Annotated in this window: 16 protein-coding genes; 10 read left to right on the plus strand and 6 right to left on the minus strand. The window is 58.8% G+C overall.

Annotation, left to right across the window (positions count from 1 at the left end):
- Window positions 1-4: 4 nt before the first annotated feature.
- The 5 genes from VF694_RS08500 to VF694_RS08520 all read left to right on the plus strand — a co-directional run bounded on the left by VF694_RS08500 (window position 5) and on the right by VF694_RS08520 (window position 5,431).
- Window positions 5-259: a YtcA family lipoprotein gene (locus VF694_RS08500; RefSeq protein ID WP_003801698.1), complete on the plus strand. Its 255-nt coding sequence runs from the start codon at window positions 5-7 to the stop codon at window positions 257-259.
- Window positions 260-266: 7 nt separating this feature from the next.
- Window positions 267-1,316: a multidrug transporter subunit MdtN gene (gene mdtN / locus VF694_RS08505; RefSeq protein WP_440164099.1), complete on the plus strand. Its 1,050-nt coding sequence runs from the start codon at window positions 267-269 to the stop codon at window positions 1,314-1,316.
- Window positions 1,303-3,054, plus strand: a complete 1,752-nt coding sequence (locus tag VF694_RS08510; protein ID WP_440164100.1) for an FUSC family protein — start codon at window positions 1,303-1,305, stop codon at window positions 3,052-3,054. The genes mdtN and VF694_RS08510 overlap by 14 nt, the downstream gene beginning before the upstream one ends.
- A gap of 316 nt (window positions 3,055-3,370) precedes the next feature.
- Window positions 3,371-4,750 carry an NCS2 family permease gene (locus tag VF694_RS08515; RefSeq protein ID WP_240209318.1) on the plus strand — a complete coding sequence of 460 codons (1,380 nt, stop codon included), beginning with the start codon at window positions 3,371-3,373 and terminating at the stop codon, window positions 4,748-4,750.
- A gap of 69 nt (window positions 4,751-4,819) precedes the next feature.
- Complete coding sequence (locus VF694_RS08520; protein ID WP_240209317.1) at window positions 4,820-5,431, plus strand: HAD-IB family hydrolase; 612 nt, start codon at window positions 4,820-4,822, stop codon at window positions 5,429-5,431.
- Between the two features lie 165 nt (window positions 5,432-5,596).
- Here the strand turns inward: VF694_RS08520 and VF694_RS08525 are convergent, their stop codons facing one another.
- The 4 genes from VF694_RS08525 to VF694_RS08540 all read right to left on the minus strand — a co-directional run bounded on the left by VF694_RS08525 (window position 5,597) and on the right by VF694_RS08540 (window position 8,102).
- Window positions 5,597-6,166: an HdeD family acid-resistance protein gene (locus tag VF694_RS08525; protein WP_003801687.1), complete on the minus strand. Its 570-nt coding sequence runs from the start codon at window positions 6,164-6,166 to the stop codon at window positions 5,597-5,599.
- 345 nt (window positions 6,167-6,511) lie between these two features.
- Window positions 6,512-6,994 carry a copper chaperone PCu(A)C gene (locus VF694_RS08530; RefSeq protein ID WP_003801686.1) on the minus strand — a complete coding sequence of 161 codons (483 nt, stop codon included), beginning with the start codon at window positions 6,992-6,994 and terminating at the stop codon, window positions 6,512-6,514.
- 20 nt (window positions 6,995-7,014) lie between these two features.
- Window positions 7,015-7,632, minus strand: a complete 618-nt coding sequence (locus tag VF694_RS08535) for an SCO family protein (RefSeq protein WP_131071470.1) — start codon at window positions 7,630-7,632, stop codon at window positions 7,015-7,017.
- Between the two features lie 56 nt (window positions 7,633-7,688).
- Window positions 7,689-8,102: a hypothetical protein gene (locus VF694_RS08540; protein ID WP_301607116.1), complete on the minus strand. Its 414-nt coding sequence runs from the start codon at window positions 8,100-8,102 to the stop codon at window positions 7,689-7,691.
- Between the two features lie 82 nt (window positions 8,103-8,184).
- On the opposite strand from VF694_RS08540, the gene VF694_RS08545 reads away from it, so the two are divergent.
- Window positions 8,185-8,349 carry a hypothetical protein gene (locus VF694_RS08545; protein ID WP_157784347.1) on the plus strand — a complete coding sequence of 55 codons (165 nt, stop codon included), beginning with the start codon at window positions 8,185-8,187 and terminating at the stop codon, window positions 8,347-8,349.
- Between the two features lie 21 nt (window positions 8,350-8,370).
- Here VF694_RS08545 and VF694_RS08550 read toward each other — a convergent pair whose 3' ends face one another.
- Window positions 8,371-10,077 carry an FMN-binding glutamate synthase family protein gene (locus tag VF694_RS08550; RefSeq protein WP_003801681.1) on the minus strand — a complete coding sequence of 569 codons (1,707 nt, stop codon included), beginning with the start codon at window positions 10,075-10,077 and terminating at the stop codon, window positions 8,371-8,373.
- 372 nt (window positions 10,078-10,449) lie between these two features.
- Between VF694_RS08550 and VF694_RS08555 the strand changes: the two genes are divergently transcribed.
- The 3 genes from VF694_RS08555 to VF694_RS08565 all read left to right on the plus strand — a co-directional run bounded on the left by VF694_RS08555 (window position 10,450) and on the right by VF694_RS08565 (window position 13,489).
- The gene (locus VF694_RS08555; protein ID WP_440164104.1) at window positions 10,450-12,369 is read left to right on the plus strand and encodes an FUSC family protein; all 1,920 of its coding nucleotides are present in this window, start codon (window positions 10,450-10,452) and stop codon (window positions 12,367-12,369) included.
- Window positions 12,369-12,857, plus strand: coding sequence for a MarR family winged helix-turn-helix transcriptional regulator (locus VF694_RS08560; RefSeq protein WP_003801677.1), 489 nt, complete (start codon window positions 12,369-12,371; stop codon window positions 12,855-12,857). Before VF694_RS08555 ends, VF694_RS08560 begins: the two co-directional genes overlap by 1 nt.
- Before the next feature lie 101 nt (window positions 12,858-12,958).
- A complete protein-coding gene (locus tag VF694_RS08565; protein WP_301607120.1) occupies window positions 12,959-13,489 on the plus strand; it encodes a CinA family protein in 531 nt (176 codons plus the stop codon).
- 37 nt (window positions 13,490-13,526) lie between these two features.
- On the opposite strand, the gene acnA is transcribed toward VF694_RS08565, so the two are convergent.
- Complete coding sequence (gene acnA, locus VF694_RS08570; RefSeq protein ID WP_003801673.1) at window positions 13,527-16,181, minus strand: aconitate hydratase AcnA; 2,655 nt, start codon at window positions 16,179-16,181, stop codon at window positions 13,527-13,529.
- Between the two features lie 169 nt (window positions 16,182-16,350).
- Here acnA and VF694_RS08575 point away from each other — a divergent pair, with 169 nt between their 5' ends.
- Window positions 16,351-17,355: a GntR family transcriptional regulator gene (locus tag VF694_RS08575; protein WP_003801671.1), complete on the plus strand. Its 1,005-nt coding sequence runs from the start codon at window positions 16,351-16,353 to the stop codon at window positions 17,353-17,355.
- Window positions 17,356-17,359 lie beyond the last annotated feature (4 nt).

A 17,359-nucleotide genomic window follows, 5' to 3' on the forward strand; every position in this document is an offset into this window, starting at 1 on the left:
ACGCATGCGTGCGCTTACAGCCAGTCTGACAGTGCTGCCTTTGTTGGGCGGATGTTCTCTTGCGCCTTCGGTCTATATGGCAGGCTCGTATTTCCCCGCCTGGCTGGTGTGCGTGCTGCTTGCCGTGCTGTTGACCGTGTTGATTCGTTGGGGGTTGATCCGTGTGGGTGTGGACGATGCCCTGCCCATGCGCCTGCCCGTCTACGCCTGTTTGACGCTGGCATTGACGTTTGCCGCACTTCTTCTTTTCTTCGAGTAACTGAGCCATGACCCAGGCACAGATATCTTCTTCTCGTAAAGGCCTTGCCCGTGTATTGAGCGTGCTGATTGTTGTTGCCGCGCTTATCCTGGCCTGGTGGTATTTGCAGCGTTTGGCCAATAATCCCCTGTCTGAAGATGCGGTGATTGGCGCTGACGTTGTTCACATTTCCAGCTCCCTGCCCGGGCGCATTGAGCGCATGGCGGTGCAGGATGGGCAGTATGTCAGCCGCGATGACTTGCTCTTTACCGTAGACCCGGTGTTTTATCAGCTGCGTCTGGAGCAGGCCCAGGCAGAGCTGGCGCTGGCTCAGGCCACGCTGGACATGAAGCAGCGGGCCGTGCGGGCAGAAGGACATAATGCGGTCATTGCCGACGACCAGATCACCCGCGCCAAGACCAATCTGGCCATGGCTGCGCAAAGCCAGCGCCGCCTGGCGAACCTGGCGGCCAAAGGCTACGTTTCTCAGCAGCAGCTGGATGAGGCCAATACCTTGCTGCGCGATGCCCAAGTCACCTTGAAACAGGCCACAGAGCAGTCGGGTGCTGCCCAGGCGCTGGTGGGCAATACCCAGGCCGAGGAAGCGATGGTGCAAGCGCGCCAGGCCGGCTTGGCGATGGCCCAGCGCGATCTGGAACATACCCAGGTCAAGGCTCCGCACAATGGCCGTATCGTCGGTCTGCGTGTCGGGTCGGGAGAGCATTTGATGCCGGGCATTTCTGTGTTCACCTTGCTTGATACCGACTCCTGGTATGTCACTGGCATGTACCGTGAAACCGACCTGAAAGAGATCAAGCCTGGCCATTGCGCGACGGTCTACGTGCTGTCGGACCCTTCGCGCAAGCTCTCGGGCAAAGTCGAGGAAATCGGCTGGGGCGTGAGTAGTCAGGAGCAGATCAACCTGCCGCGCAGCCTGCCTTACATACAAAAATCCCTGAACTGGGTACGGGTGGCGCAACGCTTCCCGGTGCGCATTCGTCTGGATGCCCCCCCTGCGGATCTGATGCGCATGGGCGCCTCGGCCACCACCATCATTCATCGCGATGGCAACTGCTGAAACCGGCTCGCTGGGTCTGGCCCGGCTGGTCTGGCAGGATCTGCAGCCCACTCCCGGCCGTTTGGCGCTGAGCTGGCGCGTAGCAGTCTTGTGCGCCCTGATGGTGTTGTTGGCCATGAACTACGGCATTCCCGAGTCGGCCGTCAGCTGCTTCGTCATCTTTTTTGTGATGAAGTCCGATGCGGGTGAAAGTTCGGTGCTGGCCCTGGCGCTGGTCGTGCTGGTGTCGGTGGTGGTGCTGTTGATGGTGCCGTTGATTCAGGTCACGATCCAGTTCCCGGCCTGGCGTCTGCTGGCCATGGTGCTCACTTCCTTTGTGCTGCTGTTTCTGGGCGTGGCCAGCAAGCTGGGGCCGCTGGGGGGCATTATTGCCTTGGTCATCGCTTTTGTACTGACCTTGCTCGGTTATGTGCCTTTTGGCGAAATTGCTACCCGTGCGGTGCTCTATGCCTGGTTGATGACTGCCTCGCCCATGGCCTTGGTACTGATCTTCAATCTGTGTTTTGGTTTGTACCCGCACAAGGTGTTGCGTCGCGAACTGGCTGCTCGTTTGCGACTGGCCGCGCAGGGCTTGCAGGGGCAGGCCGATACACAGGATTTGTGGGATGAACTGGCGTTGGGCGTCAGCGCTCAACAGAAGCGATTGGGATGGATCAGATTGTTTCACTTGCGGCCTGCTCATGAGCAGGCAGAGCTGGAGCAAGCTATTCTCAATGTGTACCGAGCCTTGCTGGCGGTGGCTGTCTTGCGGGATCAAGGTCTGGATACGGAGCAGTCGGCCGTCTTTGCTCCGTATTGTGAACGCAGTGCTCAAGCCATCGAGCAGGGGCGCCTGCCGTCAGGTCAGGACTTGCCCGAGCTGTCTGCTTCCAGTGCCTTGGCCGTGCAGGACTTGCGCGATGCCTTGTTGGCCTTGTCGGGAGCCGTGTCCATTGGCAAGGCGGACCCCGAGAAGGAGTCGTTCATGGTCCCTGATGCGTTCCGCAACCCGGTTTATCAGCATCATGCCCTGAAGGCGACAGCAGCCGCTGTATTGTGTTATTTGATCTACAGCGCGGCGGACTGGCAGGGTATTCATACCGCCATGATTACCTGTTATGTGGCTGCCTTGGGTTCGACCGGGGAAACCGTTCACAAGCTGGCCTTGCGGATTGTGGGATGCCTGCTTGGGGCGGCGCTCGGCTTTGTGACGATCTTGTTCATCATGCCGTATTTGCAGGATATTGGCGCCTTGATGGCTTTGGTGTTTCTTGTGTCCTTGCTGGGTGCCTGGGTGTTTTACGGGCCCGAACGTATTTCTTATGCCGGTATTCAAATTGCTTTTGCCTTTTATCTGGTGGTTTTGCAGGGCTTTGGCCCCAGCTTCGATCTGGACTCGGCCCGTGACCGGGTGATTGGTATTTTGCTGGGCAATGCGGTGATGTATCTGATGTTTACCCAGGTCTGGCCTGTCAGTATCGCGGGGTCGGTGCGTCAGCGCCTGGGCAAGGCAGCGGAAGGTCTGGTGGGTTTGGGAGCCATGTGGCAAACGCGCCCGGCCCAGGCCGTGCAGCAGTCGGCCAGCGTGGCCCAGGAGTTGTCGGCAGCCAAATATGGGCTGGCCCTCATGCAGCTTGAACCGGGAGGCCTGCGCCCCGAGCCCGCGCAGATTCAGGCGATGCAGGCCCAGTGGCAGGAGCTGCGACAGCAGTTCATCGGCCAGGCCTATGTGCCGGTATCGGACCGGCAAAGCGATTGATAACCCTCATTACCCAGAGGTGATTTTCCTGTCCCGGACGGCTCGTAGAATGAGCCTCACTTCCCATTATCGGGATCAAAAGAAGCGCCGCAAAGGCCTCGGTTCGGTCGGAGACACCCCCGTATACCTCTTCTTTCTGCCCATGTCTGCATTCTGTTGCGGGCAGGGGCAGGACTTGTCTTTGCTCAACGCCCGCTTTTGATTCAGGTCGTGAGAGGCGCCTTGCCCCTGGGGGGCGGGACCTGTCCATTACTGATTCCTGATGACGGCAACGCACCGTTTCAGACATCACAATACTGATAAAGGAGCATGGAGTATGGCTGAGCAAGAATCCGCATTGCGGCCAGGGCAGGAGGCCTTGGCTCCGCCGCTTACGGGTGGTTGGTTGCAACAACATTTTGCGTATACAGAGCGCGGCAGTTCCCTGCGTCAGGAGGTATTGGCAGGGCTGACCACCTTTCTGGCAATGGTGTATTCCGTATTTGTCGTGCCTTCCATGCTGGGTAAGGCGGGTTTTGATACTTCCGCTGTTTTCGTGGCGGTCTGTCTGACCAGCGCCCTGGGCTCTTTGCTGATGGGGTTCTGGGCGAATCTGCCTATTGCCGTGGGCTGCGCCCTGTCTCTGACGGCATTTATGGCTTTCGATCTGGTTCTGGGGCAGCAGCTCAGTCCAGCCGTGGCGCTGGGCGCGGTCTTTCTGATGGGGTTGATCTTCACCCTGATTTCGGCCACTGGCATTCGTACCTGGATCTTGCGCAATCTGCCGTTGGGAATCGCGCACGGCACGGGCATAGGCATTGGTCTGTTCCTATTGATGATTGCCTCCAATGAAGTGGGCCTGGTCACTCGCAATACGGGCGCCGGTTTGCCAGTTGCTTTGGGGGATGTAACTTCCATGCCAGTCTGGCTGAGCGTCGTGGGTCTGGCAGCGATTTTTGGACTGGAGCGACGCCGCGTAACCGGGGGCATTTTGCTGGTGATACTGGGCTTGTCTGCCATCGGCCTGGTGTTCGATCCCAATGTGCGTTTTACAGGCCTGTTCGCCATGCCCAGTTTGTTTGGGGAGCACTCTCTGATTGGGACCATGGATATTGGCGGCGCTTTGAACGCGGTTGTCTTGCCCAGTGTGCTGGCCTTGGTGATGACAGCGGTGTTTGATGCGACAGGGACGATTCGCGCGGTGGCAGGCAATGCCGGACAGTTGGACAAGGACGGCCAGATCATCAATGGCAGTCGTGCCTTGACAACGGACTCCCTCAGCTCCCTGGTGTCGGCCAGTCTGGGGGCGTCGCCCGCTGCTGCCTATATTGAGTCTGCTGCCGGTACCGCGGCAGGGGGGCGGACTGGTTTGACCGCAGTGGTGGTCGGGCTGGGCTTTTTGATGCTGATTTTCCTCTCGCCTCTGGCTGCATTGGTACCCTCCTATGCAACGGCACCGGCCCTCATGTATGTGGGCTTGCTGATGTTGGGTGGCGTGCGTCATCTGAATACCGACGATACGGTCGATACGATGGCAGGCCTGGTGTGCGCGGTGTTTATCGTGCTGACTGTCAATATTGTCACGGGCATCATGCTGGGTTTTTGTACGTTGGTGCTGGGGCGCCTGTTTTCAGGTGAGCTGCGCCGCCTCAATGTAGGTACCGTGCTGATTGCCCTTGCCTTGGCCGTCTTCTATCTGGGTGGTTGGGCCTTGTAAAGCTTGACTTGGGAAGCATGGCTTTCCCCCGTACACTAGCTCTTTTTTTCCACAATGAAAGGGGCGCGTGTGCTGGTCGCATTTGATTTTGATGGCACCATTACAGACCGGGACAGCTTGCAGGACTTCATCCGTCGCATGCGAGGCTGGCCGGTCTGTATTCGGGCCTACCTGGCTTGTGTGCCGCGCTTTCTCGTTTGGGATCGGGGGCCGCTGCGTCGTCAGGCGATCAAGCATTGTTTTCTGCGCAGTGCCCTGGGTGGATTGAGCTGTGCGCAGGTTCAGGCCTTGGCAGACGTTTATGTACGGGATTATCTGCCACGGATTCTACGCCCGGAGATGATGGAACGGGTTCGTGCGCATCGTGAGCGAGGGGACACGGTGTTGCTGGTCAGTGCCTCGCCGTCCATATATTTACAGCTCTGGGCGCACGAGCAGGGGATGGCTCAGGTGCTGGCGACCGATTTGGCATTTGATGAGCACAAAGGTTGTAGGGGCCTGGCCAGCGCCAATTGCTGGGGAGAGGAAAAAGTGCGTCGCCTTCAGGCATGGCTGGGTGACAAGCCCGTGGAGCTGGACATGGCTTATGGTGACAGCCCAGGTGACGGACCGATGCTGGCGCATACACGCCAGCCCTGGTTACGGGGGCGTGATGCGGCACTGCCGAGACTGGAGGGCTGAACAGAGGCGGCTGATTTCGGGGCTGACAATCTGGGTGCCCACGGCGAGATCGTAAAATGCCCGACCCACATGTGTTGCGGGACGGGCATGGTGAGATGAGTCAGTCAGGTCAAAGACGCTCGTCGTGTTCAGGGCGGCGAGCACTCAGGGTCGGCTCAGGTGACATCAGGCTTCGTTGCGTTTGATGGCCATGCCCAGCAACAGGCTGGCCCAACCTTGAGTCAGCAGGTCGATCCCCAGGATCAGGCCTAAAATCCAGACACTATTGCCTGGCCAGCCAGCAGCAATGATCAGCCCCGCCGCCAGCGTGATCAGTCCGGAAAAGGCCATCCAGCCGCCGCCAGCCTGGGCGCGATTCTGAAACCAGATCCACAGCCGGAATGCTCCGGATGCGATCAGGAAAGCGCCAAAAACCAGGGTCAGCACTGTTGCGCCCATCAGAGGATTGCTGATGGCAATCAGACCGGCGAACAAGTACAAAATGCCACTCAAACTCCAGAATAGAAAGCCACGCCAGCCTTTGGAGCTCCAGGCATGGATAAGATGCAGCACCCCGCCTATGCTCATCAGGATACCGATGTAAACGACGCTGGCAACCGTGGCACCTACGACATAGATCAAGGCGATCAGACCCAGAATAATCAGGGCGATGCCCAGACCAATAAACCATCCTGGCTTCAAAGGTAGTTGACGTAGCAATTCAGAGCGATTGGTGTCATGAGGACGTGAGGCCATCTGCATACTCCTTGCAAGGTTAAACCGGCGCTACGGTTTTAACTGTACTCCAGACCCGGGCAGGGGCCTAGTGATACGCAAAGGCAGGGGGCATTGTGTCTGAAGGGCGACGGCCAAAAGACGAAGGCCCTACCGTTGCGGTAGGGCCTGTGGCCGCTCTGGCGGCGGTGAACTACCATGATGGCAGTTTTGGAAAGCTGCGTTTCAGGCAGCTTACTGACACTTTGTCAGTGATTTCACTGTACGTCAGCTAATCAAAACCTGCCAATTATGGAAAACCCGCAAATGTGAAACCCGGCCTTTTCTTCCATGAACGAAGCGGCTATCGGGCCGGATGACACGGGCTCAATGGCCGCCGTGCGCGCCGTGGTGGCCTTGGCCCGCCTTGCTGTTCAAGGCGCGTACGGGGGCATGAACCTTCAGCTCCTCTTTCTGGCCGGCGGCATTCAGGATCTCCAAAGTGAGATCCACGGAGCTGCCCACTTCAAGCTGCTTGTCCAAACCCAGCAGCATGATGTGGTAGCCGCCCGGTTTCAAGTCCACCGCTGTATCCGCGGGCAGGTCGATTTTCTCAACCTGACGCATACGCATGACCTCGTTTTCCATGGCCATTTCGTGCACTTCAACCTGTTTGCTCAGGCTGCTGCTGGCACCCAGCAATTGGGCGTTGTCAGTGGACTTGAGCACCATGAAGGCGCCGGTCGCCTGTTGGCCAGGAACGGTGGCGCGCACCCAGGGATCAGTCACAGTGACTTCGGCCTGCGCCAGAGTGGGCAGGCTCAACAAAGCGGCCAGGGAGAATAGAGAGCTCGCAATCGTACGTTTCATATTGGTTATCCTGTTGGGGTTCACTTGCTCAAAGCCAGCACCTGGCGGATATCAGCCGCGGCTTCGTCAGCCGTTTGCGTGTGGCGCAGGGCAATTTGCAGCTTGCCTTGGGTGTCATACACATAGGTCAAGGCACTGTGGTCCATGGTGTAGCTGGAGCCGGTCGGAACCTTTTGGTAAAAGACTTTGAAGTCGCTGGCGGTTTTGGCCAGCTCTTCTTCGGTGGGGCGCAGAGCCACGAAACCGGGGTCAAAAGCCTGCATGTAGGCACGCAGCAGTTCGGGCGTGTCGCGCTCTGGGTCAATGGAGATAAACAAGACCTGCAGCTTGTCGCCATCCTCACCGAGCTGCTCCTTGATGTCGACGGCACGAGTCAGTGCAGTCGGGCAGACGTCAGGGCATTGGGTAAACCCAAAAAAGATCAGCACGATCTTGCCACGGTAGTCCGCCATCGTACGACGTTGGCCTTCGGTATCCAGCAAGCTGAAATCCTTGGCAAAGTCGGCGCTGCTCATGTCCACCCCTTCCAGGTTACGGAAGGCTGGTTGCTTGGGGGCCTTGTCGCCGCAGGCGCTCAGGACCAAAGGAGTCGCCAGCATGGCAAGCAAAAGCTGGCGGCGAGAGAAGGAGGCGTTCATAGAAATATCCCGCGAATTGACAACATAAGGTGGCCGCGTCGGGCAGCCGGGGCAGGTCAGCAAGCGAGCGAGGAAGGCGGGCCGCGCGCACTCAGGGGCGGGCCCGTTAGGGGAAGAACGGGAGCCGCCGCCTGTTGGGCAGTGTCCCAGGTATGAGGGAGTGTGGGTGCCAGATCCCAGGCGGGACTGGGCCCATCGTTAAGAGCTTTTTGCGCCTGGGCCTGCGCGAACAGACAGGCGGCATGCAGGCTGTGCTGCTCATCGTGTTTTGGATCGGGGAGCTGAGCGCTCCATTGCGCCAGGAAGGGGTCGCCTTGAACGCACAGGCTCAGGGCGGCGGCGTTGTCCGGATTGGCACTCGGCATGTAGCCGTTGGGGATCAGTCCGCGCAGCAGCAGGGCGCACAGTGCCAGCACCAGTAAAAACCGGCTGCGAGTACCCGAGAAGGAAAGTGCGCAGTGCCTGATCATGATCTCAGCATTCTAGTACAGATGGAAATCTGTTTGCCCAGATTCTGTGGCACAGTATTTGCCTATCATCAAGGAGCTTGATATGCGACAGATTTATGGAGTGCTGGGCGCTTTGCTCATGGTCGGCGGACTGATGGCGTGCTCAACTGCGGATCGTTCCTCTGACACAGGCTGGAGTCGGTCATCCGGCGTGCAGGTGTATGGAGAAGTGGATGCCGGAATAGGGACAGTGCAGCAGTCTCGTTAGGGAGACTGCCGCCATCGCTGCTCAGGCCAGCGCCTGGCCCGCGCTGTCAGCCATATCCTGTTTTTTGATGATGTCGTCCGGCTCGGCCTCATCGTTCAGGTACGACAAGGCTTTGCTCAGGCTGTAGGCGGGCTCGAAAGAGTCGGGGTTGGCCATGGGCCAGCCCACCCGGAAAATGGTTTGGCGGTAGTGGCCGCGCAACAGCTCACCTTTCTTCAAATCGGGGAACAGGGCCGACAGAACCCGGACTTCGCCGTTGCTGATGCGGCGGGCAATATGGTGGGGGCGCAGCTGGTCAGGGTGCTCCAGCCCGGCAGCACCCAGCAGCTCGGCCAGCGCTTTGAGCGTATTGCCGTGGAAACTGGCCACGCGCAAGGATTTGTCGTCAACCACCAGCGCTTTTTGACGCTGCGGGTCTTGGGTAGCCACGCCTGTCGGGCATTTGTCGGTATGACAAGCCTGGGCCTGGATGCAGCCCACCGCAAACATGAAGCCGCGGGCGCTATTGCACCAGTCCGCGCCCAGGGCCATGATGCGTGCCATGTCAAAAGCACTGATGATCTTGCCCGAGGCGCCCAGACGAATCTGCTCACGCAGGCCGATGCCGACCAAGGTGTTATGAACCAGGCGCAGGGCTTCGCGCAAGGGCGTGCCCACATGGTCAATGAACTCGACGGGAGAAGCTCCGGTTCCGCCTTCGGCCCCATCGACGACGATAAAGTCGGGAGTAATGCCGGTTTTGAGCATGGCTTTGGCAATTGCAAACCACTCCCAGGGGTGTCCGATGCACAGTTTAAAGCCCACCGGTTTGCCGCCAGACAAGGTACGTAGTTGAGCGACGAACTCCAATAGCTCCACGGGTGTGCGGAATGCGCTGTGACTGGCCGGGGAGTTGCAATCCACGCCCTCCGGGACGCCCCGCGCCAGCGCGATTTCGGCCGTCACTTTGGTGCCGGGCAAGATGCCGCCGTGGCCAGGCTTGGCCCCTTGCGACAGCTTGATTTCAATCATCTTGATGTGATCCTGGGTCGCACGCTCGGCGAAACGCTCGGGTGAGAAGTTGCCGTGCTCATCGCGGCAACCAAAATAGCCCGACCCGATGTTCCAGATCAGATCTCCGCCATGGCGCAGATGATACGTGCTGATTCCGCCTTCGCCTGTATCGTGGGCAAAGTTGCCCATTTTGGCGCCCTTGTTCAGCGCCAGAATGGCATTGGCCGACAGCGCCCCAAAACTCATGGCCGAGATGTTCAGCACAGACAGCGAGTAGGGCTGCGTACAGTCTGGCCCGCCCACCTGCACTCGGAACTGCGAGTCCTTGATGTGTTTGGGCGTCATGGAGTGGTTGATCCACTCGTAGCCGTTGTTATAGACCTCTTGATGGGTGCCAAAGGGCTGCTTGTCGATCTGCTGTTTGGCACGCTGGTACACCAAGGAGCGATCGGCACGCGAGAAGGGCAGTTGCTGCTCATCGCCTTCCAGGAAGTACTGGCGAATTTCAGGTCGAATGGCTTCAAAAATAAAGCGCAGATTGCCAATAACCGGGTAATTGCGACGAATGGCATGACGAGTCTGAGTGATATCGACCAAACCTTGCACGCATAGGGCCAGCCCGGGAATGGCCAGCCATAACCAGCTCGCGCTCTTGAACAGGGACAACAGCAAGAAAAAGGCGGTAAGACCAATGATGATGTAGAAGGCGGTGTAGCGTGTCAGCCACTTTTGCATAAAGACTCCTGCCATAAAAACGGGGTGAGGGAACAGGATTTCGGGTACCTGCCCATCAGGATGCCCACATCATAGAACGGCCCCGTACGGTTTGACTATGCCTGGGCTGCGATAGTTAATGAAAACTGACAATGAAAGGCGACCTTGCAGAAAAAGTCCCGATTTGCTGCAAAGGGTTGACGTAGAAAAAGCCTTGGAAACGGGGCAGACAGGCTTGTGCCGCCACGGCGAGCAGCGGTTTGCATTCGAGCGCCAGGTCCTTGAGACAAGGCGTAGCGCAAGTGGCACTCTGCGCCACGACTCGACAATTGAATAGATAGGTGAGCTATCTATATAATTGAAGTTTCGCTCGTTTAGACGTCCCTTTCTTTTATGTCTGTTTCTTTTCCCTGGCTCCAGCTGGACAGGCCTGCGCTGCTGCATGGTTTAAACATGGCGTTGGCTGCCGGCTTGTCGTTTGCGATTGCGGTTTTGCTGTCTGTCGACAACCCGTTCTGGGCCGCCATGCCAGTGTGGGTTCTGTCCCAGCCCTATCGGGGACTGGTGTATGAGCGCGCCTTGTGGCGAATAGTGGGAACCCTGGCAGGGGCAGGGCTGGGGCTGGCCTTTCTGCATTTGCCCCACCCTTATTGGCAATTGTTGGGGATGGCCCTGGTAGTCGGGGTGGCCTCCGCCTTGACCCATGTGTTGCGGGGTGCCTTGTCATATTTGCCCATGTTGGCGGGCATCACGATTGGCGTGGTGGTCCTGCCCTCGGTGCTCTCGCCAGACAGCTCCTTGGATCTGGCGTTGTCGCGCGTGCAGTGCACCCTGATCGGGGTAGTGGTCACTACCGTCCTGTGCTCCCGCACGACGCCGCATAGCCAGCGCCAAACGTATTACCAACGGGTGCGTGTTCTGGCGGCGGACGCTTTGCGTCTGGCTGCGCACGTGCTGGGCCCTGCTTATAAAGAGTCGGACCCGGCCCTGTCCGCACGGATAAGGCAGGAAATAGTGGACTTGGATGCTCAGGCCCGTATTACGGCTGCCGGTTCCTGGGATGCTTATCGTCGCCTGCCCTATGTGGACGCGTTTTTATATGCCGTGATCGAGCTGTTGGCCGCCAGTGAGCTGATTGTGCGCCAAAGAGAGCGGGGTCGTTTGCCCGCCGCCGATGAGGCGCAGTTCTTGCTGGAGCAGGCGCAGCGTCTGGAGCAGGGGCATTCTTTGACGGTGTTGGAAAAAACCGGCGTCAGGCCGCCCGAGCAAATCAGTTTGGCGCGGTTGCGCCGAGCCATGGGGCAGATTCGGCGGGCTGAAACGGGTCTGTTTGCCGCTCGGACACCAGCCCGACGGGGCCCTCACCGGTTCTTGGCCACCCCGGCACGGTCGGTGGACTGGCCTCTGGCAACACGTACCGGCTTGATTAGCGCCTTGGCTACCTTCAGTGCAGGGGCGCTTGCCTTTGCCTTGTCCAGTCCGGCACTGGAGTTGATGGCGATGGGGGTGTGTACTTTCTCCATTATTTTGGGCTCCATGCCACGTCCGCAGCTGATGAGTCGCATCATGTTCACCGGAATTACGGTGGGCGTGCTGGTGGCCAGCCTCTATCGCTATCTGATTCAGGGCTATTTGGTGACGGACTGGCAGGTCATCGTTTCAGTGCTGCCTTTTGTGGTGGTGGGTGGTTTGTTGCGGGCCAATCGCCCCACATCTGCTTGGGCGCTGGATGCCAATATGTGTTTCCAACTGGCCAGTCAGGCGGGTATGGCAGCCGTTAGCTGGCCGCTCATCATCAAGGAGTCCGTGCCTTTGCTGGCGGGTTCTGCGGTGGTATGCAGCGCCTTTTTTCTGTTGCCGCGTCGTACCCATCCGCGTGGGCAGGCTTTGGTGCGGCGGGTGGTGCGCGAGCTGTATCCCTTGATCCGCCGTTCCCGGCCACGCCTGTTTCGCGTCTGGCGGGCACGGGTGGCCCGGCAGTGGGTGCGCCTGCTGCACTGGATGGGGGAGCAAGCGCCACAGGGTCTGGTGTCGCTGATCAATCTGGGGCATGGGATTGTGGCATTGAAGCGTCTGGGCAGGCGGGGCGCGCCGCAGCAGACGTGCGTCAATCTGGTATGTGAACTGCTGGAGGGCTTTGAGAGCCAGCCGCAGGAGCTGGCTCAACAGTTGCTGCGTATCAGTCAATCCTGTGCCGATCCTGTGCTGGCAGAGGCGATCCGGGATGTTGCTCAGTCCTTGCTGGGGGCTACCCCCGTTCTGGTTTATGCTTACCCCCCTAATACGGTGCCTCGTGCTGTGGAGTCGACCTGATGAATCACCAACTGTATGAACGGTTTGGCTTGTCCATGATTGTGCTGGCGCGTCTTTACCGTCGTGAGCTGGATCAGACGCTGGGGCGTTACGGTGTGTCCGAGGCCACCATCCTGCCTATTCGTTATCTGGCTCAGCTGGGCGAACCCATACGTCAAGGCCAGTTGGCGCGCATGATGCGTCTGGAGGGCCCGACACTGGTTCGTCTGATTGATCAATTAGAATCGACGGGTTTGCTCGAACGTGTGCCCGACGAGCAGGACAAACGGGCGCGGCTATTGTGTCTGACGGACAAAGGACGTGACTTTCATGCGCATTTGCTGGAACTGTTGCGCCAGTCGCGCGCCCCCTTGTTTGCCGGCATTCCCGAACAGGATATTAAGGCGGCCTTGCGCTGTTTTGACATGTTGGCCAGCAATCTGGGCCTGAAAGCCAGCGATATGAGCAGCCTGTTTGGACAGCATTCAGGGCAGGTTGCTGACACGTAAGCGCATGTTCCAGATGGTGAGAGAACGCGGAACTTTATTTCCTGCCGTATTTCTTTATGTTTGAATAAACCGTCCTTGTGTCCTGATAAGGAGGGTTTGTCATGAAAAATCTGGATCTGGCTAGCCTGGTCAATATCCTGAGCGATGCCAAGCTGACGCTGGCAACGGCGGAGTCATGCACGGCGGGTTTGATTGCATCCACCCTGGCCGACCAGAAGGGGGCGGCAGCCGTACTCGACTGCGCGTTTGTGACCTATTCGCCACAAGCCAAGTATCGTTGCCTGGGCGTGGACCAAAGCGTGCTGTCGGAAAACAATCTGTGCAGTGAAGCGGTAGCCAGAGCCATGGCCAAAGGCGCAGCGCAACTGACTCCGGCCAATCTGATCATTGCCAATACCGGCGTGGCCGATGATATTGCCGAGCCACAGATTCCCGCCGGAACGCAGTGCTTTGCGTGGCTGTTCAAGCCGCAGGACAAGTTTGATCCTTTGGTCGTGTATACCGAGACGATTGTGTTTGACGGCACACGGGATGAAATCCGTCAGCAAAGCGCGCGCTATGCCCTGGGCCGCATAGAACACTGGCTGGGGCTGGCCAAACAGGAACGCCAGGGCGTGGGCCCTGGCGTTTGAGAGAAGCGACAGCCTGTTGGCCTAAGCCAGGGTAGGCTTAGTCCTCCAGGTACTTGCGCCAGACGCGGGGCAGGATGCCGCCGTGACGCCAATACTCCATGTCCTCGACAGTATCCAGTCGTACAGTGACCGGTACGGACTGGGTGCTGCCATCCAGACGGTGGATAATCAGCTGGGCTTGCGAACGTACGCCCAGGTTTTCTTCCAGACCCTTGACGTCAAAGGTTTCGGTTCCATCCAGGCCCAATGTGTCGGCATTGGTGCCTTCCTGAAACTGCAGGGGCAGCACACCCATACCGACCAGGTTGGTGCGGTGGATACGCTCGAAGCCTTCGGCAACCACCGCTTTCACCCCCAGCAGTGCCGGACCTTTGGCCGCCGAGTCACGGGACGAGCCGCAACCGTAGTTCTTGCCGGCGATGACCAGCAGCGGAACCTGGCGTTCCTGATAAGTTTGAGCAGCTTCAAAAATGCGCATCACTTCACCCTCGGGCATCACCTTGGTGACCCCGCCTTCCACGCCGGGAACAATCTTGTTGCGCAGACGGATGTTGGCGAAAGTCGCACGCTTGACCACTTCATGGTTGGCACGGCGCGTGGTGTAGTTGTTGAAGTCTTTTTGCTCCACCCCCTTGGACAGCAGGAAGTCAGCGGCAGGCGTGCCCAGGCTGATCGAACCGGAGGGCGAGATATGGTCCGTGGTGATGGAATCACCCAAAATGGCCAGTGGGCGCATACCGTGCAAGTTGGCCACGGGGGCAGGCTCGCGCTGCAGGCCGTCAAAGTAAGGCGGTTTGCGGATGTAGGTACTGTCGGCTTCCCAGGGGTAGTGACCGCCATTGCTTTCGCGGGCCAGGGCGTCCCAAGGCTCGCCACCGTCGTACAGCTCGGCGTAGCGTTCGATGAACAGATCGCGGTCGTAAGCGCCGTGGATGGCTTCTTGCACTTCGGCGGATTTGGGCCAGATGTCGCTCAGGTAGACGTCTTTACCGTCCTGATCTTTGCCCAGCGGGTCGCGGGTCAGGTCCACATTCAGATTGCCGGCCAGGGCGTAGGCCACGACCAGAGCGGGCGATGCCAGGTAAGCGGCACGCACGTTGGCGTGAATGCGGCCTTCAAAGTTGCGGTTGCCGGACAGCACGGCGGTGGCGATCAGCTTCTCCGATTCAATCGCGTTGACGATATTGGCAGGTAGCGGTCCCGAACCACCGTTACACGTGGTGCAGCCAAAACCGGCAATGTTGAAACCCAGCACGTCCAGATCATCCTGCAACTGGGCGCGTTCCAGCACGTCGGCGGTCACCTGGCTACCTGGCACCAGCGAGGTCTTGACCCAAGGTTTGCTGCGCAGGCCACGAGCGACAGCGTTACGCGCAAGCAGGCCGGCGGCCATCATATTGGCGGGGTTGGCCGTATTGGTACAGGAGGTAATGGCGGCAATGACCACATCGCCATCATTTAACACGAAGTCCTCGCCTTCCACGGGCACTGCGCGTTGCGGATCGTAAGGACGGCCGGCAATTTTCTGGTGATGGGCGGGGAAGGACTGAGCCGCGGCATCCAGATCCAGGTGATCTTCAGGATTGCTGGGGCCGGCCAAGCTGGGTTTGATGCTGCTCAGATCCAGCTTCAGCACGGTGTCGTACACGGGAGCGGGAGCGGCCGGATCACGCCACAGCTTTTGTACCTTGCTGTACTGCTCGACCAGATCAATCTGCTCTTGTGGGCGGCCTGTCATGTGCATGTAATGCAGTGCCGCGTCATCGATCGGGAAAAACACCGCAGTGGCGCCGTATTCTGGTGCCATATTGGCGATCATGCCGCGGTCGCCCAGGGACAGCTCGTCCACGCTGGGGCCAAAGAACTCGACAAACTTGCCCACTACCCCCAGCTCGCGCAGTTTCTGGGTAATGACCAGCACCAGATCGGTAGGCAATACGCCGTCATTTAGCTTGCCGCTCAGTTCAATGCCGACCACCGCTGGCAAGGCAATCGCCACGGGCAGGCCCACCATCACCGCTTCAGCTTCAATGCCACCCACGCCCCAGCCTAGAATGCCCAGGCCGTTGACCATGGGCGTGTGGCTGTCGGTGCCCACGCAGCTATCGGGGTAGACCAGATCCACATCCTTGCCTTCTTCGGTCCAGACGACCTGACCAATATGCTCAATGTGCAACTGGTGCATGATGCCTTTGCCGGGCGGAACCACTTTGACGCCGTCAAAGTTGCTCGAACACCAGCGCAAAAAGGCAAAGCGTTCGCCATTACGCTCGTACTCGCGGGCCAGATTGATGTCGGCTGCCTTGGGGTTGGCCCAGCTGTCCACTTGCAGGGAGTGGTCGATAATGACGTCGATAGGGACTTGGGGGCGCACGCGGCTGGCGTCGCCTCCGGCCGCTTGTACGCCTTCGCGCAAGGCCGCCATGTCCAGCAACATTACCAAACCCAGAATGTCCTGACCAAATACGCGGGCAGGGTAGAAGGTGATGCCATCGCCCACCTTGCGCTGGAGCAGGGAATCGATTTCCTGATCCACGTCGGCGTGACGCACGGCCTTTTGACGACAGAGGTTTTCCAGCAAGACACGCAGCGAATAGGGCAGCTTTTCAATACCGGGTATGTCGGCAATGGGAACGTAACGCACGGAACGTCCGTTCAGGGACAGCGTTTGTAGGGCAAGAGACTGGGACATGGCAAACGATTCATCCGTAGTAAGTAGCCAGACAGACAGGGCCCGCCTAGGCAAGAGTAATCAATAAAGTTATGCGTCTGGGGCCTTGAAAAAACAATTGAATTGTATTTTGTTTGTATATAGTACAATAAAATGATCGAGAATCGCGTTGATTTTTAGGAAAACCGGCATGAAAGGCCAATCCAATTCTTTGCATGTCACCTTGGCGCATCGCCTGCTGGACTACGTGCGGGCAGGGCATTTGCAGGCCGGGCATCACTTGACGGAACAATCGCTGGCCCACGCGCTGGGTGCATCGCGCTCGCCCATACGGGGAGCGCTGGCCTATCTGGCGGAAAAAGGCATTGTGGGCGCCCAGCCGCCCCGGCGGGGTTTGTACCTGTTGAAAGGGGCCGATCAGCTCGGTGTGATCGAAGAAGAGCTGGGCACCAGCCAGGATGACCAGATCTATTTGCAGCTGGCTCGAGACAAGCTCTCCGGAATTTGGGGCGACACCTTGTCGGAAAACGATGCCATGCGTCGTTATGGCCTGACGCGTGAGCGTGTGCGTCGTGTTCTGGCCCGCGCCGCCAATGAAGGCTGGATGGAACAGCGTGCCAGCAAGGGCTGGTCGTTTCTACCCATGATTGACGGCCCCCAGGCTTGTGAGGAGAGCTATACCTTGCGGCAGATGCTGGAGCCGGCGGCCATGCTGCTGCCCAGCTTTGCAATTGATTCGGCCGTCTTGCGCCGGGTGCGTCTGCAACAGCAAGCCTTGGCCGATGGGGGGTGGCGATATGCGGGACATGCTGAAATGTATCAGGCCAATGCGACGTTCCATGAGGCTTTGGCCTCCTTGTCGGGCAATCGTTTTATCGCTCAGACCGTCACCCGTCAGAACCAGTTGCGGCGCCTGCTGGAATACCAGGAAACGCTGGATCGGGAACGTATTCGTCGTCAGTGTCTGGAGCATCTGGCGATTCTGGATTTGCTGGAAAAGGGCGAACGCGCCCAGGCCTCCGCTTTGCTAGCCCGCCATCTGGGCAATGCCAGTGAGGAAAAAGTGCAGCAGTTGGAACGACAACAGCGCACGATCCGATCAGACTTTGTTAGTGAACCGATAGTCTCTCACGCCGAACCCATGCAGGAGACGGCGCAGTTTTCTTTAATGGCGCAAGCCAAGAACCAGGAATGACGTG

The sequence above is a fragment of the Alcaligenes sp. Lyrl_28 genome, assembly GCF_051948705.1.
GTDB classification, from domain to species: domain Bacteria; phylum Pseudomonadota; class Gammaproteobacteria; order Burkholderiales; family Burkholderiaceae_B; genus Alcaligenes; species Alcaligenes ammonioxydans.

Excerpts from the sequence above, each read along its gene's own strand:
- VF694_RS08535 (WP_131071470.1), bottom strand. The coding sequence starts at position 7,632 with ATGAACGCCTCCTTCTCTCGCCGCCAGCTTTTGCTTGCCATGCTGGCG.
- VF694_RS08540 (WP_301607116.1), bottom strand. The coding sequence starts at position 8,102 with ATGATCAGGCACTGCGCACTTTCCTTCTCGGGTACTCGCAGCCGGTTT.
- VF694_RS08500 (WP_003801698.1), top strand. The coding sequence starts at position 5 with ATGCGTGCGCTTACAGCCAGTCTGACAGTGCTGCCTTTGTTGGGCGGA.
- acnA (WP_003801673.1), bottom strand. The coding sequence starts at position 16,181 with ATGTCCCAGTCTCTTGCCCTACAAACGCTGTCCCTGAACGGACGTTCC.
- VF694_RS08515 (WP_240209318.1), top strand. The coding sequence starts at position 3,371 with ATGGCTGAGCAAGAATCCGCATTGCGGCCAGGGCAGGAGGCCTTGGCT.
- VF694_RS08555 (WP_440164104.1), top strand. The coding sequence starts at position 10,450 with ATGTCTGTTTCTTTTCCCTGGCTCCAGCTGGACAGGCCTGCGCTGCTG.
- VF694_RS08530 (WP_003801686.1), bottom strand. The coding sequence starts at position 6,994 with ATGAAACGTACGATTGCGAGCTCTCTATTCTCCCTGGCCGCTTTGTTG.
- VF694_RS08560 (WP_003801677.1), top strand. The coding sequence starts at position 12,369 with ATGAATCACCAACTGTATGAACGGTTTGGCTTGTCCATGATTGTGCTG.
- VF694_RS08565 (WP_301607120.1), top strand. The coding sequence starts at position 12,959 with ATGAAAAATCTGGATCTGGCTAGCCTGGTCAATATCCTGAGCGATGCC.
- VF694_RS08545 (WP_157784347.1), top strand. The coding sequence starts at position 8,185 with ATGCGACAGATTTATGGAGTGCTGGGCGCTTTGCTCATGGTCGGCGGA.
- VF694_RS08575 (WP_003801671.1), top strand. The coding sequence starts at position 16,351 with ATGAAAGGCCAATCCAATTCTTTGCATGTCACCTTGGCGCATCGCCTG.
- mdtN (WP_440164099.1), top strand. The coding sequence starts at position 267 with ATGACCCAGGCACAGATATCTTCTTCTCGTAAAGGCCTTGCCCGTGTA.
- VF694_RS08550 (WP_003801681.1), bottom strand. The coding sequence starts at position 10,077 with ATGCAAAAGTGGCTGACACGCTACACCGCCTTCTACATCATCATTGGT.
- VF694_RS08525 (WP_003801687.1), bottom strand. The coding sequence starts at position 6,166 with ATGGCCTCACGTCCTCATGACACCAATCGCTCTGAATTGCTACGTCAA.
- VF694_RS08510 (WP_440164100.1), top strand. The coding sequence starts at position 1,303 with ATGGCAACTGCTGAAACCGGCTCGCTGGGTCTGGCCCGGCTGGTCTGG.